The following is a 13,651-nucleotide window of genomic DNA, read 5'->3' on the forward strand; positions in this document are numbered from 1 at the left end:
TTATAAAATAATTTGAACACCAAAAACCATAGTACGAGGTAACGGATAACCTCCAGTAACATTTATTCCTTGATCTGTTTTCTCTGGTGAAAACAAAGTCGATTTACTTATGTAGCCTAAATTCTGCCCAGTTAAAGTAAGTTTGATTCCCTCTATTTTTAATTTAGTCATTAAGTCAGCAGGCAATGAATACGATAAACTGATTTCTCTAAAGGATAAATAATCTGCCTTATTGTAAAACATGCTTGAAGTACGCATAGTGTTGTTTTTAAACAATTGATCAGCCCAGTAATATGTTGGGTATTTCGCATTTGGGTTCTCAGGAGTCCAAGTGTCAAAAACTTCTTTAGTAGTATTAAATGTTCCTTGTGCATTACTTAAGAACCAAGATCTAGGACCGTCATACTGAACAAAACCTAAAGCATAGTCAAAACGAGAGCTAAAAGCGAAACCCTTATAAGTTGTATAGAAACCAAAACCACCAGTTACTTTAGGAACAGTTCGTCCCATATATTCTCTGTCGTAACTATTGATGATGCCGTCTCCGTTTACATCTTTCCATTTTACATCACCTAAAGCGATAGGGTAAGCCAGCGCTTTTTCAGAAGAGCTCATAGCATTATAAACATCTGGATGAACTAAAACTTTTGCACCAATTAAATCTCTTAGTTTTAAAGCATAGGAATCTAAGTCGGCTTGAGTTCTAATAATACCTTCGGCAACATAAGCATACGCAACGTTTGGATCTTGACCTTCTTGTAGACCGCCAACCCAAATTAAATTACCATCTTTATCCGTAACCTGACTTCCGCCAACTCTATTATTTTCTAAACCGTTGCTTGGCAGTTTCAATATTTTGTTAACATTATAAGCTGCATTTGCATTAAAATCTAATGAGAAATCAGCCGTTTTGATGACTTTGTAATTCAAATCAACCTCCAAACCTTTGTTTTGCATATTACCTAAGTTTGTAGTAATCGACGTTATACCTGAGGTAGCAGGCAGAGTGAAGCTTGAAATTTTGTCTTGTGTTTGTCTGTTGTAATAAGCTACAGAAAGATCTAATCTGTTAAATAAACGCGTGTCTAAACCGAACTCATATGTGGCAGAACGTTCCCATAATAAATCTGGAAAAGGAAGTCCGTTAAGTTGGTAGCCAACAGTTCCGTCGTATTTGCTGCTTCCGTAAGATCCTTGTAATTGATATGGGCCGATAAGGTTGTCACTTACGTTTCCGTTTTGACCATAGCTCGCTCTTAGTTTTAAAGTATTGATTATTTTAGAATCGCTTAAGAAACTTTCTTTATGCACATTCCAACCTACCGATATTCCAGGGAAATTACCCCAGCGATTGTTTAGCAGTTTAGAGTATCCGTCACGTCTAATAGTAAAAGTTGCTAAGTATTTTTCATTATAATCATACGTGACACGACCAAAGAAAGATAAAATGCGTTGACGCGTATGGTAAGTATCAATAGTTCTTTTGTCTTTGTCTGAACTAGTGTACTGTAAATCCATAAAATCATCAGATGGCGCGCCCGAACCTGCAGCGAAAACACCATTTGAATAGATGTCGTAGTATTCTGCTCCAATCATAGCATCAACATGATTTTTTCCTAAGAAATCAGTATTGTAGTTCAAAGTACCATTATAAGTCTGGCTGAATGATCGGTCAAATTGAGCCGATGAAGAACGGGTTTTGTTGATGTTGTTAGGGCTTGACAAGAAGTCTTTATTGAACGATTCATAAAAACCTTCATTATAAAACCAGTTGGCACTAGTTCTAAAATATAGATTTTTTAATATATCAGCCTTAAAAGATTGCGTCATTGTAAATTTATCAGTTTGGTTCTTACGGATGAACTTATCATCGTTAACAGCTGGATTACCATCTGTATAATCTCTTCCTACTAATAAATCTCCATTAGCATTTGTTCCTCTCATTGTTGGCGGTGCACCTAAAGAACGAGTTAGATAATTGCTTTCGCCATTTGTTTGCGGGCCTCTCCATTGCGCTGTTGCGAAGTTCAAACCAGAAGTAGAAGTCAGCCAAGACTTTATTTTATAATCACCGTTAAAAACAAAAGTCAGCCTTTTGTAAAAAGTATTAATTGGTAAACCCTCTTCGTTGTAAGAACCAATACCGGCGTAGTAACTTCCTTTTTCACTGCCGCCTGTCATCGATAAATTAATATCTTTAGTTATACCTTGAGGTCGAAGAGCGTAGTCTTTATAGTTAAAATCTTTAAAAATGATTTCCTTGTTAGTCCCATTCGGGTCATAAGCACCAGCTGCATTTGTACGAACAGGATCAGTCATGCTTTGCCAGCCTTGTCCCAATAATTCTTCATTACTCGGGTTTCTAAACATTGGGCTCCATACGGCAGATGCATTTTTATTGCCATCAAGAATATTTCCAGATGCATCTTTATATAAATTTCCAGTACCAAATGGGCCAGTAGAATTTAACTGACTAAGGCGGCTGGCGTCATAAGAACCAGAAGTTTGAATAGCTTTTCTAGACCAGTATAAATATTCTTGCGCATTGATAAAATCAAACGGTATGTTTAAAGTATTAATACCAAGATTTGTATTTATAGTGATGTTTGAAACACCCGCTTTACCTTTTTTAGTAGTAATTAAAATTACTCCATTATTAGCTCTAGCGCCATAAATAGCAGTTGCTGATGCATCCTTTAAAACTTCAATAGACGCAATGTCATCAGGATTGATTTCGCTGAAACTAGCTCTCAAAAAACCGTCGACCATTACTAATGGAGATCCGCTTCCGTCATAATTAGTTCCTCCACGTAAAGTGATGATAGGAACAGCACCAGGACTTCCTGAAGCTTGCTGCACTCTTAAGCCTGGGATTGTACCAGCCAAAGCAGAAGCAGGATTAGAACGTACTCCAGTTTCTAAAACTCTATTGTCTAGTTTTGATACAGAACCAGTTATTTTAGATTTTTTCTGAGTACCATAACCTACAACAACAATCTCATTTAGTTTTTGTCCCGATTCTTTTAAGACAACCGTAATTGATGAAGCTCCAATAGTTAATTCCTGTTGATCCATACCGATGTAAGAAACGATAAGTTTTGTAGCGCCCTCAGGAACATTTAATTCAAAGTTACCATTGAAGTCAGTTTGAGTTGAAACCTTGGTTCCCTTAACAACAATATTTGCTCCAGGCAATGGGTTTCCAGCCTCGTCAAGTACCTTTCCTTTTATTTGTTTTTGAAATAAAGATGATTTAATTGCTGTTCTGTCATTTGCTGCTTTTACTATTTCATTTTTTTCGGATAAAATAGTCGCTGCAGTAGATTTTGCTGTCGATACCTGTATGGTAAAAGGGATCAAAAATAAGGGCGTTAATTTGATAACGTTCCCGAATTTAGGCATAAGCCAGTAATTCTCAGGCTTGCTTTTTGGTAGTAATTTCATACTTTTGTAATGGTTTGGTTAATAATAATTTCCTTCGTGGTCATGTTTATTTTTTCCAATCTATATTTCTTGATAAGAAGAAATCGGCCAGTAGTGTTCGCAGCATCTGCTGGCTTTTTTATGAAAAAAAAGTATAAAAATGGGTTTCCCCGTTTTAGTCAAATTGGCTTGTTGTTTTTATATTGATATCCTTTCTTTCTAAATATTGGTTTAGAGTTCCTTTAGTACTTATAAACTTCAATCAAAACGTTCCAGTAAAACTTCCTTTTCTTTTTGATACGTTTATAATCAAATCAAGTCAGTTATTTCAATGTAAATAACTTTCAAGATTACCTATTGCTCAAAGAAGGGAGGATTCTTTTTTTTTGCGATAGTATTTCTATGTTGGTTTTAGTTGATTGCGCTAAAATATTTTAGTTCCATTTTTACTGCGTAAAAGAGCAAAAGATTAAAAAAAAACTAAATGATTTTGACTAAAACGTTTTTCTAGGTTGTAAACGTATGAAATGTTTTTAATAAATCAATCTAATTATTAAAAAAATTTATTAAGTATTTTTTAACAATGAGGTAAACCGTAAAGAAATCAGCTCATAACGCTTATATTATTGTATTGTAATTTTTTATCTTAAAATAAAACATTTTAAATATTTTTATTAATTCGTGTTATCATGTAATCTGTTCGAACACATTTTTACTATTTTGCTTTTTTTCTTAAATAATAATATATACATTTGTTAAATATTAAAATATTTTATTAAATAGTGACGGGTTTTAGTTTTCTGTTTCAGCTAGAAAAAAGAATGTTTTTAAAAATCAGAGAGGAGGAATGATGTTTAGGGAATATTCAATTTATTGAAATGAAAAAGGAGAAAAGACAAGGTTTTGTTTAGTGAAATGAAAGAAAAAGAAAAATGAAATAAAAAATTTTAATAATGGCCAGCTGTAATTACGCTATGATGATGAGAGTTTGAAAATAATCTTGCCAAAGGAAGATAGAGCAGGTTTGTTGATGTGTAATTCTCTAAATAAACAGTGTAATTGTAAAAGAATAATTAAGGGGAGAAGAAGTAATTATTGTAGAAGGTTTTAAAATTAGATTTGAAGAACGATTATTAAAAATGGGAAAATTAGAATTGGATTATGGACTATTATAAAAAATACAGCTGGTTTCATTTTACAATGATTGTTATGCTGTGTACCACGATAAGTGCAAATTGTCAGATAAAAAAAACAATATTGCCAGATAGCTTGTTTTCTACTTTTTATCATCAGCGCGTTTCTCATTTTAGAACACTGCCATTGACAAAAAACGACATTGTTTTTGTTGGAAACAGTATTACAAATGGCGCAGAGTGGGCTGAATTATTTGCGGATAATCGGATAAAAAACCGTGGAATAAGCAGTGATGTAAGTGCCGCAGTTTTGAATCGAATTGATGAAATAGCCATTAGAAAACCGGCAAAGGTTTTTTTACTGATTGGAGTTAATGATTTGTCAAGGAATATTTCGACCGATAGTATTTTTAAAAATATTGCAAAAATTGTTTCGTATTTAAAACAAGAATCTCCCTCGACAAAATTATTTGTGCAAAGCATATTACCTGTAAATGATTTCTATAAAAAATTTGAAAATCATACGGGTAAAGGAGAACAGATAAAACGTTTAAATGCTGTTTTGAAACAAAATTCGGCTGTTTATCAGTATACTTATATTGATTTGCATGCTTCCTTTTGTGATGAAAACGGAAAGTTAATAAAAGAGTTGACTAATGACGGTTTGCATCTTAAGGGAGACGGTTATTTGTTGTGGAAGCATTTAGTTTATCCTTACGTTTTTGATCTAGAATCAAAACCTTCGTTACTGCCAAAGCCACAACAGTTGAATTGGAAAACAGGCGCTTTTTCGTTAACTGCAGAAACAGCAATTCTTGTAGATAATCCAGCTTTAGAGAAAGAAGCTTCGATGTTGAAAGAAGCTATGGAGCAAAAAGGATTGAGAGTAAAAGTGACAAATAAAACGGCATACAGTGAAAAATATATTCAGCTGTGTTTAGGAAATGTTTCTGCTCCAAAAAATCAATCAGAGGCATATCACTTAGAAACGACATCAGATAAAATAGTCCTTACCGCTAATACCTCGCAGGGAATTTTTAATGGTATTCAAACCTTACTGCAATTAATGCGGGACGATACTTTTGTAGATGCTTCTGATATTACCGATTGGCCTGCTTTTGAGTGGCGTGGATTTATGGTTGATGTGGGAAGAAATTACCAATCTGTTAAGCTTTTGAAACAGCAAATAGATGTTATGGCAGCGTATAAATTAAATATCTTTCATTTTCATCCTACAGAAGATGTTGCATGGCGTTTACAAAGTAAACTATATCCGCAGTTAACAGCTCCAGAATATATGCTTCGTGATAAAGGAGAATATTATACAGAAAGCGATTTAAAAGAGCTTATTAAGTATTGCAAAGAGCGATACATAACTTTAGTTCCCGAAATTGATATGCCTGGACATAGTGCAGCATTCAAAAGAGCAATGGGAGTTGATATGCAAAGTGATGCAGGTTTAGAAATTGTAAAAAATATAATCAAAGAATTTTGTACCATTTATGATGTTCCTTATCTGCATTTAGGTGCTGATGAAGTTAAAATAACCAATCAGAAATTTTTACCCGAAGTTATTGCTTTGACTGAAAGTTTAGGTAAAAAAGTAATAGGATGGGAGCCCGGCGGAAATTTTAACGATGGTGTAATTCGTCAGCTTTGGATGGAAGGCGCTACAAGTGTTAGTAAAAATAAAAACATAAAATATTTAGATTCTAGACACTTGTATCTGAATCATATGGATCCTTTAGAAAGTGTTGTTACAATTTTTAATCGTCAAATATGTAATTTGACTGAAGGTAATGAAAATGCTTTAGGCGGGACTGTTTGTGTCTGGAACGATAGAGCTGCGGCGAATGAAGAAGATGTTATGAAAATGAATCCTGTTTATCCCGGTATGCTGGCTTTTGCAGAGCGCAGCTGGCAAGGCGGCGGTTATGCAGGCTGGACGGCAGCTATTGGTCAGCCCGAAACCGAAAGAGCTAAATCATTTGCAGCGTTTGAAAACCGTTTATTAGATCAAAAAAAGCAATATTTTAAAAACTTGCCTTTTAATTATGTTAAACAGGCAGATTTGGTTTGGGATATTTATGGACCTTATGATAACAAAGGGGATTTGTCGAAATCTTTTGCATTCGAAAAACAGTCATTTAATACAGTAAAAGAAAAACCAGTTTACAAAGCTGTTGGCGGTACTCTGGTTATGAGGCATTGGTGGGCGCCGCAAATTTCTGGAGTGATTGAGAAACCGCAAGAAAATACAACATGGTACGCTCAAACTCAAATTTGGAGTGATGAAGACCAAGAACAGGAATTTTGGATAGGTTTTAATAATTTATCACGTTCAATGAGTACAGATTCGCCGGCTGCAGGTACTTGGAATAATTTAAATAGCGCAGTTTGGGTAAATAATATGTTAATTAATCCGCCGGTTTGGAAGCATCCTGATATGAAAGGTAATTCAGAAATTCCATTGATTGATGAAGGATATGAATTTAGGGATCCAACGAAAATTGTATTAAAAAAAGGGTGGAATACTGTTAGGGTTAAGCTGCCGGTAGGGAGTTTTAAAGGTAAAGATTGGCAAAATCCAGTAAAGTGGATGTTTACTTTTGTTGAAGTAACTAAATAATGATTATTGTTTTCTAGAAAATAAATTTTCAACCACCCAAGCCGGGCCAATTAATAAAAACTGAAGATCTTTTAAGAACGAAGGTTTCTTGCCTTCGATATTATGTCCGTAAAATTGCCCAATCCAAGCAATTGCAAACACGCCGATCGAGAAAATCCATAACGGGAAAACCTGTCCGATATAATAATTTGCAATTAAACAAAGAGCCGAAAAAACGGCAATTTTAACCGCCATTGCAATCGATAATCGGATGTAGAAAATTAGAACAAAAAGTAAAACGATAAATGCCCAATTCTCGATAAGCGGAGCATTTAGTTTTAGCGTATTTGTAATTAAACCGCTAGGAATACTCATTAATAAACCAACGATAGAAAAGAAAATCGCGGGCACACAAATGTAGTGTATCGCTTTGTTCTTTGGGTTTTGATGACTTACGGCATATTCGGTAAACCATTGGTCTAATGTTCTCATTCTCTTTGGATTTAGGTATTTGTAAATCTAGTAAAATTTTCTTTAGATTTTACTTATTCCGTTTTGAATGTTTCATTGAGAATGATAATAATAAATAGGCAGATAGAATTTATGTAGCTATTATTCTTGATCTGTTTTTTTTAGGTAAGAACTTCGGTTTGTAATTTATTATGCTCATTATAATCAAAAACACCATCCCATAATTCGTCAATCTTTATCAGTGCTTCTTTTAACGGAATAACGTTCCATTTTCCGCTGGTTTCAATTCCAATTCCAATGTTTTTTAATTTGAATAAAGCATCGTTGACATCAAAATCCAATTCTGTTTTTAATTCCGAGGCAAACCAAGCTTCTATTTGTAAATCCAATTCTTCGGCAGTTAACGGATATTGACTTCGGTTTAAAAAAGAATAAGCCAAAATGGTTTCTTTCAAAGCTTCTTCTTCAGATGAATTTAAAAGCGAATAAAAAGCACCGCTGTTGTTTCCTAAATTTTTGAAATACAAACTGTCAGAAAGCATTTTAGAATACCTGATTTTTTTGTTTACAAAGTTATTGTACTGTCGAAAACAATAGGCAGATAATATTCCTAAGGCAATCAAGCCTTGATTTAGCGAGGTTTTGCTGTTAAGTAAATCAATAGCTTCTCTTGTTTCATAAGCGCCGTACATATTAATTAAAGCCGGAATTACTTTAGCACTTAATAAGGAAAGACCGCCAAAAATTCCAGGAACCCAAAGCAGTAATTTGTCTTTTAAAGACATTTTCGGAATAGCATTTGGGAAAATGGTTTCAAGATCGTTTTTAGGAACGCGTTTAAAGATTTTCAATGCAATCGAACCCGGATCAATAGGCATTTTTCCTAACTTAACTTTCTTCTCGCTCAAATAATCAGCTTCGTTGTAATTAAGAAAAATCATAACCCGATCATAATATTCAATCTCAACTTCTTTCTTCCAGAAAATGTATTTTGTAATTTTTTCTTTGGCTTTATGATGACCGCGAACATAAAGTTCGTAATCTTTAAAAGCATTAAAATCGATTGATAAATCGAGTCCAATCAAGTCAGATTCCTTAAAAGCAACTTCCAGTGTTTCTTTGTCTATGCGATGATAATTGCCGCGTTCTAGAACCGTAAGTAAAGTGTTTTTGAAAACAGAAAAATCACTTTTTCCTATAAAACCCTCGCGTTCTTTTTCGCTCAAATCAGGATCAAAAAGAGAATAATTTTGTTTTAAATTTCGATTTAGATTAAAAGATTCGTAATGATAATAATGTTCTATGATGTCGAATAATTTCTTGAAATCGTCAACTTTCTTTGAGTTTTTAGCGAAAGCAGTAATTTGTTGTTCGAGTAAAAATTCCTTGTTAAAGGGAATATAATGTTCTCGTGTCATATCGATTTTTGAGGCTTTAATTTTTGAAGTATATATGTAACGCAAAAATACTGCTCCAAATTTGATTTTTTAAGTTTTTTTAGAAAGGAATAAAGATTTTAATACTCATTTAATCAAAAATAAGAATCTGTATAAAAAGACAAAAGCCATAAAGAAATTTCTTTACAGCTTTGACTTTCTTGAGAGGATACCTTAGATATGTGCGGATCAGTTACATATCTAAAATCGTTTCTATTGCATGAATAGATTTGCATCGACCCTTCTTATAGTATTAATAGCAGAGAGTGAGGATTCTTCTGTGTTTATATTATAAGCACTATTATGGAGACTAGTGTAGGGTCTGTTTTTTGTATAATTTAGTTTTATCAGTTTAAAATCGAGTAACTTTTGATGGCAGCGGTTATTTTTTTACATCTTTTAATTTGCTTATTTGGCTTTCCATTAGTTTTTTATACTCATTAACAAGCTTGGAATATTCAGCTTTAATAAGGTCACAAGTAATCCCAGTTCTATCGCCTCGAATAGACTTTCGAATGTAATCGTAAGAATATCCGTATCTATTTTTGATAATCTTTAAGACATCTTGGTTGTAACTTGGTTTAGTTTTCATATTTTTGTCCATTGCTTAATTTGTATTAAAAACGAGACAAATATAGTAAGATATTTCTTAATTACAAAATAAATAGAATATTTTCTAATAAAATAATGTATTATGTCAGAAAACACTTTACAGAGAATAAAACAATATATTGATTATAAAGGCATTAGGATTAGTGCTTTTGAAAGAGAAATTGGTATGTCTAATGGATCTTTTGCAAGTCAATTAAAGAAAAATAAAACAATAGGGCTTGATAAGTTAGAAAATATTCTAAGAAGATATTCGGATATTAATCTCGAATGGCTTCTGAAGGGTACAGGCAGTATGATAAAGTTGGATGCTTTTCGTGAAGAACCGGTTATATATTACAAAACGGAAAAGGCAGATAAAGAAGAAGCTGTCAATTACAAAGATCTTGCAGAAGCTCGAAAAGAGACAATTGAAAGCCTTCAAAAAGTAATTCAATATTTAGAAGCACAAATTGCAGAAAGAGATCAGAAGTAAGAAATTGTGTTTTTAACTATTTCAACGACAATTTCTTTTCCTTACCAAAGGTAAATTACGCTTGATTCAGTTTTGATTCCATAACAAGAAGAAGATATGGCAGTGCGAAAACAGGTATAAATACCTAGTTATTTATACTGTTTTATAAATAATTTTGAATTTTAATTTCTTATAAAAGTCAAAAATAGATTATGATAAATTTTATTCTCTCTGTTTTAGTTTTGGTATTAAAGCAGTTGTTCTAAGTTAAAATTTTCTTTATTGCTATCACTTTAGTATTTTTTATAGAAGAAAGCTTTGTTTACTTTATGGGCATTATTTTTTACATTTGTGCCCTATGAAAAAAGCTTTTCAACTCTTCGATTTTACTCAAAAAGTCAACTACAAAAACGAAATTTTAGCGGGTTTAACCGTTGCAATGACAATGATTCCAGAATCTTTGTCATTTGCAATTTTGGCTGGATTTCCACCTTTAGTTGGGTTGTATGCTGCTTTTATAGCTGGATTAGTTACCGCGGTTTTTGGCGGAAGACCCGGAATGATTTCTGGAGGTGCAGGAGCTACAGTGATTGTTTTGATTGCTTTAATGAAATCGCACGGATTAGAATATGTTTTTGCAGCTGTTGCGCTTGGCGGACTGGTGCAAATAACTATTGGACTTTTTAAACTGGGAAAATTTATACGTTTAGTGCCACAGCCTGTTATGTTTGGTTTTGTAAACGGATTGGCGGTTGTGATTTTTATGTCGCAGCTGGAGCAGTTTAAAACTATTGTAAATGGCGAAACGACTTGGCTGCAAGGGACACCGCTGTATATAATGTTAGGTTTAACCGCGCTTACAATTAGTATCGTTCTGCTTTTTCCGAAACTTACAAAAGCAGTTCCAGCTTCTCTAGTGGCAATTATGGTAGTGTTTGCCATCGTACTTATTTTTAATATTGAGACCAAAACAGTCGAAGATATCGCCTCAGTTCAAGGTGGATTTCCTCCGTTTCATATTCCGAATATTCCTTTTACTTTTGAAACTCTTAAAGTGATATTTCCATATTCCGTAATTGTTGCGGCCGTTGGTTTGACCGAAGGCTTGCTTACATTGAATCTTGTTGACGAGATTACGGGAACACGAGGGAATAGTAATCGTGAATGCATTGCGCAAGGAAGTTCGAATATCTTGAATGGTTTCTTTTTCGGAATGGGCGGCTGTCCAATGATCGCACAAACTTTGGTAAATCTTGGTGCCGGTTCCAGAGCAAGACTTTCTGGGATTATTGCTGCTTTAACGATTTTACTGATTGTGCTTTTTGGAGCTCCTGTTATTGGTAAATTGCCAATGGCGGCTTTGGTTGGTGTTATGATGATGGTTGCAATTACAACATTTGAATGGTCGAGTTTTAGAATTATCAATAAAATGCCTAAACATGATATTTTAGTAGGTATTTTGGTTGCTCTTATTACAATTGTGCTGCACAATCTAGCTTTAGCAGTTTTAATTGGAGTAATTATTTCTGCCTTAGTTTTTGCATGGGAAAGTGCCAAAAGGATTAGAGCAAGACAATATATAGATGAAAACGGAATAAAACATTACGAAATTTATGGACCTTTATTTTTTGGTTCGATAGCTGCTTCTACAGAGAAATTCGACATCAAAAACGATCCAGATCATATTATTATAGATTTTAAAGAAAGTCGAGTTTCGGATATGTCAGCAATCGAAGCTTTAAATAATTTGACTAAAAAATACAATCAGCTAAACAAGGTTGTAGAATTGCAGCATTTAAGTGCAGATTGCAGGCAATTGCTTAAAAATGCTGATGCCGTTATCAACGTAAATGTAATAGAAGATCCTACGTATAAAGTGGTTTCTTAATTAGAGAATGTGTCAATTTGATATTAGATAATTGTATTGATAATGTATATTGTAGAGGCGTACTGCAGTGCGTCTACGCAATGTATATCAAAAAAACGAGCCCGACAGATTTTAGTAATCTGTGGGGCTCGTTTTTTGTCAGGCTGATAATCAAATTATTATTAAATTATCGAATTGGCACATTTTCTAATTGACACATTCTCAAATTAACGAAGCTCTTGCTAATTGGAGTGCTCTTCGACTTCGCTCAGGATGACAATCAGATCATTATCTAATTATCAAATTGACACATTCTCTAATTAGCGAAGCATCGATTTTACGTCGCTGAACTTTCCGTCAATTTCGTCAATTTGCAAGCCTAAAATATGTGCAATTAAAGGATAAACTGAAACGTTTTGAAACGTTTTTACCGTTTTATCTACTTTAAATGCTGGGCCTTTTGCATAGAAAATAGCATGCATATCTTTTTCGTTATTGTCATAACCATGAGTTCCGCCTTTTATATTTTGACTTTCTTTGCTGACTAGGCTGTATCCTTTTTTAGCTTCGATAACAAAATCATGTGCGCGCGGATTGGTGCCATAGTGAAGTCTTTTTGGAACTTCGGTTGATTTCCAAAACTTAATATGCGGTACTTTTTTTAAGGCTTTTGCAATTGAATCTTGACAGCCGGCTTTTGCTTGAAGACTCATAATTGGGTTAACTACAGCTTTGTATCCAAGCCATTCTGGTTTTAAATAATCTAAAACAGCTACTTTTTTATCATTGCTTATGTTTGCCATTCCGTGATCTGAAACAATAATCAAATTGATTTTTTTTCCAATTTCTAATTGATCTAGCCTGTGAGACAATGCACCCATAATCGAGTCCATTTTTATTACTGCTTTTTTAGTCTCTGCCGATAATGGTCCAAAATTATGACCTGTATGATCTGGCTCATCAAAATACAAAGTAACAAGATGAGGTCGTTGCTTTTCTGGAAGCTGAAGCCATTTCAGGACAGTATCGATTCGAGCTCCGTATGGAATTTTACTATCGTATTTTTTAAAATAACTAGGGTTTCTTTTGTCAATGTCAGAACCCGGCCAGAAAAAAGAAGCAGTTTTTACACCTTGCTGTTCTGCTAGATTCCAAATAGGATTTCCACCGTAATAGCGAGAATCAGTTTTGGCATCGCTTGATAATGAAAAAGATTCGTTTAAAGCGGCATCATAAAAAACATTGTTGATAATACCATGGTGATCAGGGTAAAGTCCGGTAACAATAGAATAATGATTTGGAAAAGTTTTACTCGGGTAAGAAGGTTTCATCGATTTTGCATGAACACCCTCGGCAGCAATTTTTTTTAAATTCTGAAGCTTAAATTGTTTTGCATAATCCCAGCGAAATCCATCCATAGAAACTAGAACTACATAATTGTCTTTGCTATTTTGGGCTTGTAAAAAAGTAGTAAGAAGTAAGAATGTAAAAGATAAAAGGTGAGTTGTGAATTTTCGCATTTTGTAATTTTAATAGAACAGCAAAGGTATTGATAACAGAGTTTTTAAAGAAAAAGAGAATGTTAAATAAAAAAGGCTGTCACAAATTACACGAATTCCCACGAATGCTTTGCGCAAAAAAAAGTGCCAC

8 protein-coding genes are annotated in these 13,651 nt (G+C 33.8%); 3 read left to right on the forward strand and 5 right to left on the reverse strand.

The genetic code is table 11. The features are described from left to right. Entirely contained in the window at window positions 1-3,444 is a 3,444-nt protein-coding gene (locus ACHRVL_RS21095) for a SusC/RagA family TonB-linked outer membrane protein (protein ID WP_395415301.1), read from the reverse strand. A gap of 1,140 nt (window positions 3,445-4,584) precedes the next feature. Between ACHRVL_RS21095 and ACHRVL_RS21100 the strand changes: the two genes are divergently transcribed. Further along, the gene (locus ACHRVL_RS21100) at window positions 4,585-7,185 is read left to right on the forward strand and encodes a family 20 glycosylhydrolase (protein WP_395415302.1); all 2,601 of its coding nucleotides are present in this window, start codon (window positions 4,585-4,587) and stop codon (window positions 7,183-7,185) included. Window positions 7,186-7,188: 3 nt separating this feature from the next. Here the strand turns inward: ACHRVL_RS21100 and ACHRVL_RS21105 are convergent, their stop codons facing one another. The 3 genes from ACHRVL_RS21105 to ACHRVL_RS21115 form a co-directional block, all read right to left on the reverse strand. Beyond that, window positions 7,189-7,656, reverse strand: a complete 468-nt coding sequence (locus ACHRVL_RS21105; protein WP_395415303.1) for a DUF962 domain-containing protein — start codon at window positions 7,654-7,656, stop codon at window positions 7,189-7,191. 140 nt (window positions 7,657-7,796) lie between these two features. Beyond that, window positions 7,797-9,053, reverse strand: coding sequence for a TMEM143 family protein (locus ACHRVL_RS21110; RefSeq protein WP_395415304.1), 1,257 nt, complete (start codon window positions 9,051-9,053; stop codon window positions 7,797-7,799). A gap of 400 nt (window positions 9,054-9,453) precedes the next feature. Further along, on the reverse strand, window positions 9,454-9,663 hold the full coding sequence (locus ACHRVL_RS21115) for a hypothetical protein (protein WP_395415305.1): 210 nt from the start codon (window positions 9,661-9,663) through the stop codon (window positions 9,454-9,456). A 102-nt stretch (window positions 9,664-9,765) separates the two neighbouring features. Between ACHRVL_RS21115 and ACHRVL_RS21120 the strand changes: the two genes are divergently transcribed. Both ACHRVL_RS21120 and ACHRVL_RS21125 read left to right on the forward strand, forming a co-directional pair. Then, window positions 9,766-10,155, forward strand: coding sequence for a hypothetical protein (locus tag ACHRVL_RS21120; RefSeq protein ID WP_395415306.1), 390 nt, complete (start codon window positions 9,766-9,768; stop codon window positions 10,153-10,155). A gap of 337 nt (window positions 10,156-10,492) precedes the next feature. Further along, window positions 10,493-12,022: a SulP family inorganic anion transporter gene (locus tag ACHRVL_RS21125; RefSeq protein ID WP_395415307.1), complete on the forward strand. Its 1,530-nt coding sequence runs from the start codon at window positions 10,493-10,495 to the stop codon at window positions 12,020-12,022. A 299-nt stretch (window positions 12,023-12,321) separates the two neighbouring features. Here the strand turns inward: ACHRVL_RS21125 and ACHRVL_RS21130 are convergent, their stop codons facing one another. Then, window positions 12,322-13,521: an ectonucleotide pyrophosphatase/phosphodiesterase gene (locus tag ACHRVL_RS21130; RefSeq protein WP_395415308.1), complete on the reverse strand. Its 1,200-nt coding sequence runs from the start codon at window positions 13,519-13,521 to the stop codon at window positions 12,322-12,324. Window positions 13,522-13,651 lie beyond the last annotated feature (130 nt).

It is taken from the genome of Flavobacterium sp. FlaQc-28, assembly GCF_044007415.1.
Lineage (GTDB): Bacteria > Bacteroidota > Bacteroidia > Flavobacteriales > Flavobacteriaceae > Flavobacterium.

What these genes read in the sequence shown, in the direction of transcription:
- ACHRVL_RS21095 (WP_395415301.1), bottom strand. Translation starts at nt 3,444, where the DNA reads ATGAAATTACTACCAAAAAGCAAGCCTGAGAATTACTGGCTTATGCCT.
- ACHRVL_RS21100 (WP_395415302.1), top strand. Translation starts at nt 4,585, where the DNA reads ATGGACTATTATAAAAAATACAGCTGGTTTCATTTTACAATGATTGTT.
- ACHRVL_RS21105 (WP_395415303.1), bottom strand. Translation starts at nt 7,656, where the DNA reads ATGAGAACATTAGACCAATGGTTTACCGAATATGCCGTAAGTCATCAA.
- ACHRVL_RS21110 (WP_395415304.1), bottom strand. Translation starts at nt 9,053, where the DNA reads ATGACACGAGAACATTATATTCCCTTTAACAAGGAATTTTTACTCGAA.
- ACHRVL_RS21115 (WP_395415305.1), bottom strand. Translation starts at nt 9,663, where the DNA reads ATGAAAACTAAACCAAGTTACAACCAAGATGTCTTAAAGATTATCAAA.
- ACHRVL_RS21120 (WP_395415306.1), top strand. Translation starts at nt 9,766, where the DNA reads ATGTCAGAAAACACTTTACAGAGAATAAAACAATATATTGATTATAAA.
- ACHRVL_RS21125 (WP_395415307.1), top strand. Translation starts at nt 10,493, where the DNA reads ATGAAAAAAGCTTTTCAACTCTTCGATTTTACTCAAAAAGTCAACTAC.
- ACHRVL_RS21130 (WP_395415308.1), bottom strand. Translation starts at nt 13,521, where the DNA reads ATGCGAAAATTCACAACTCACCTTTTATCTTTTACATTCTTACTTCTT.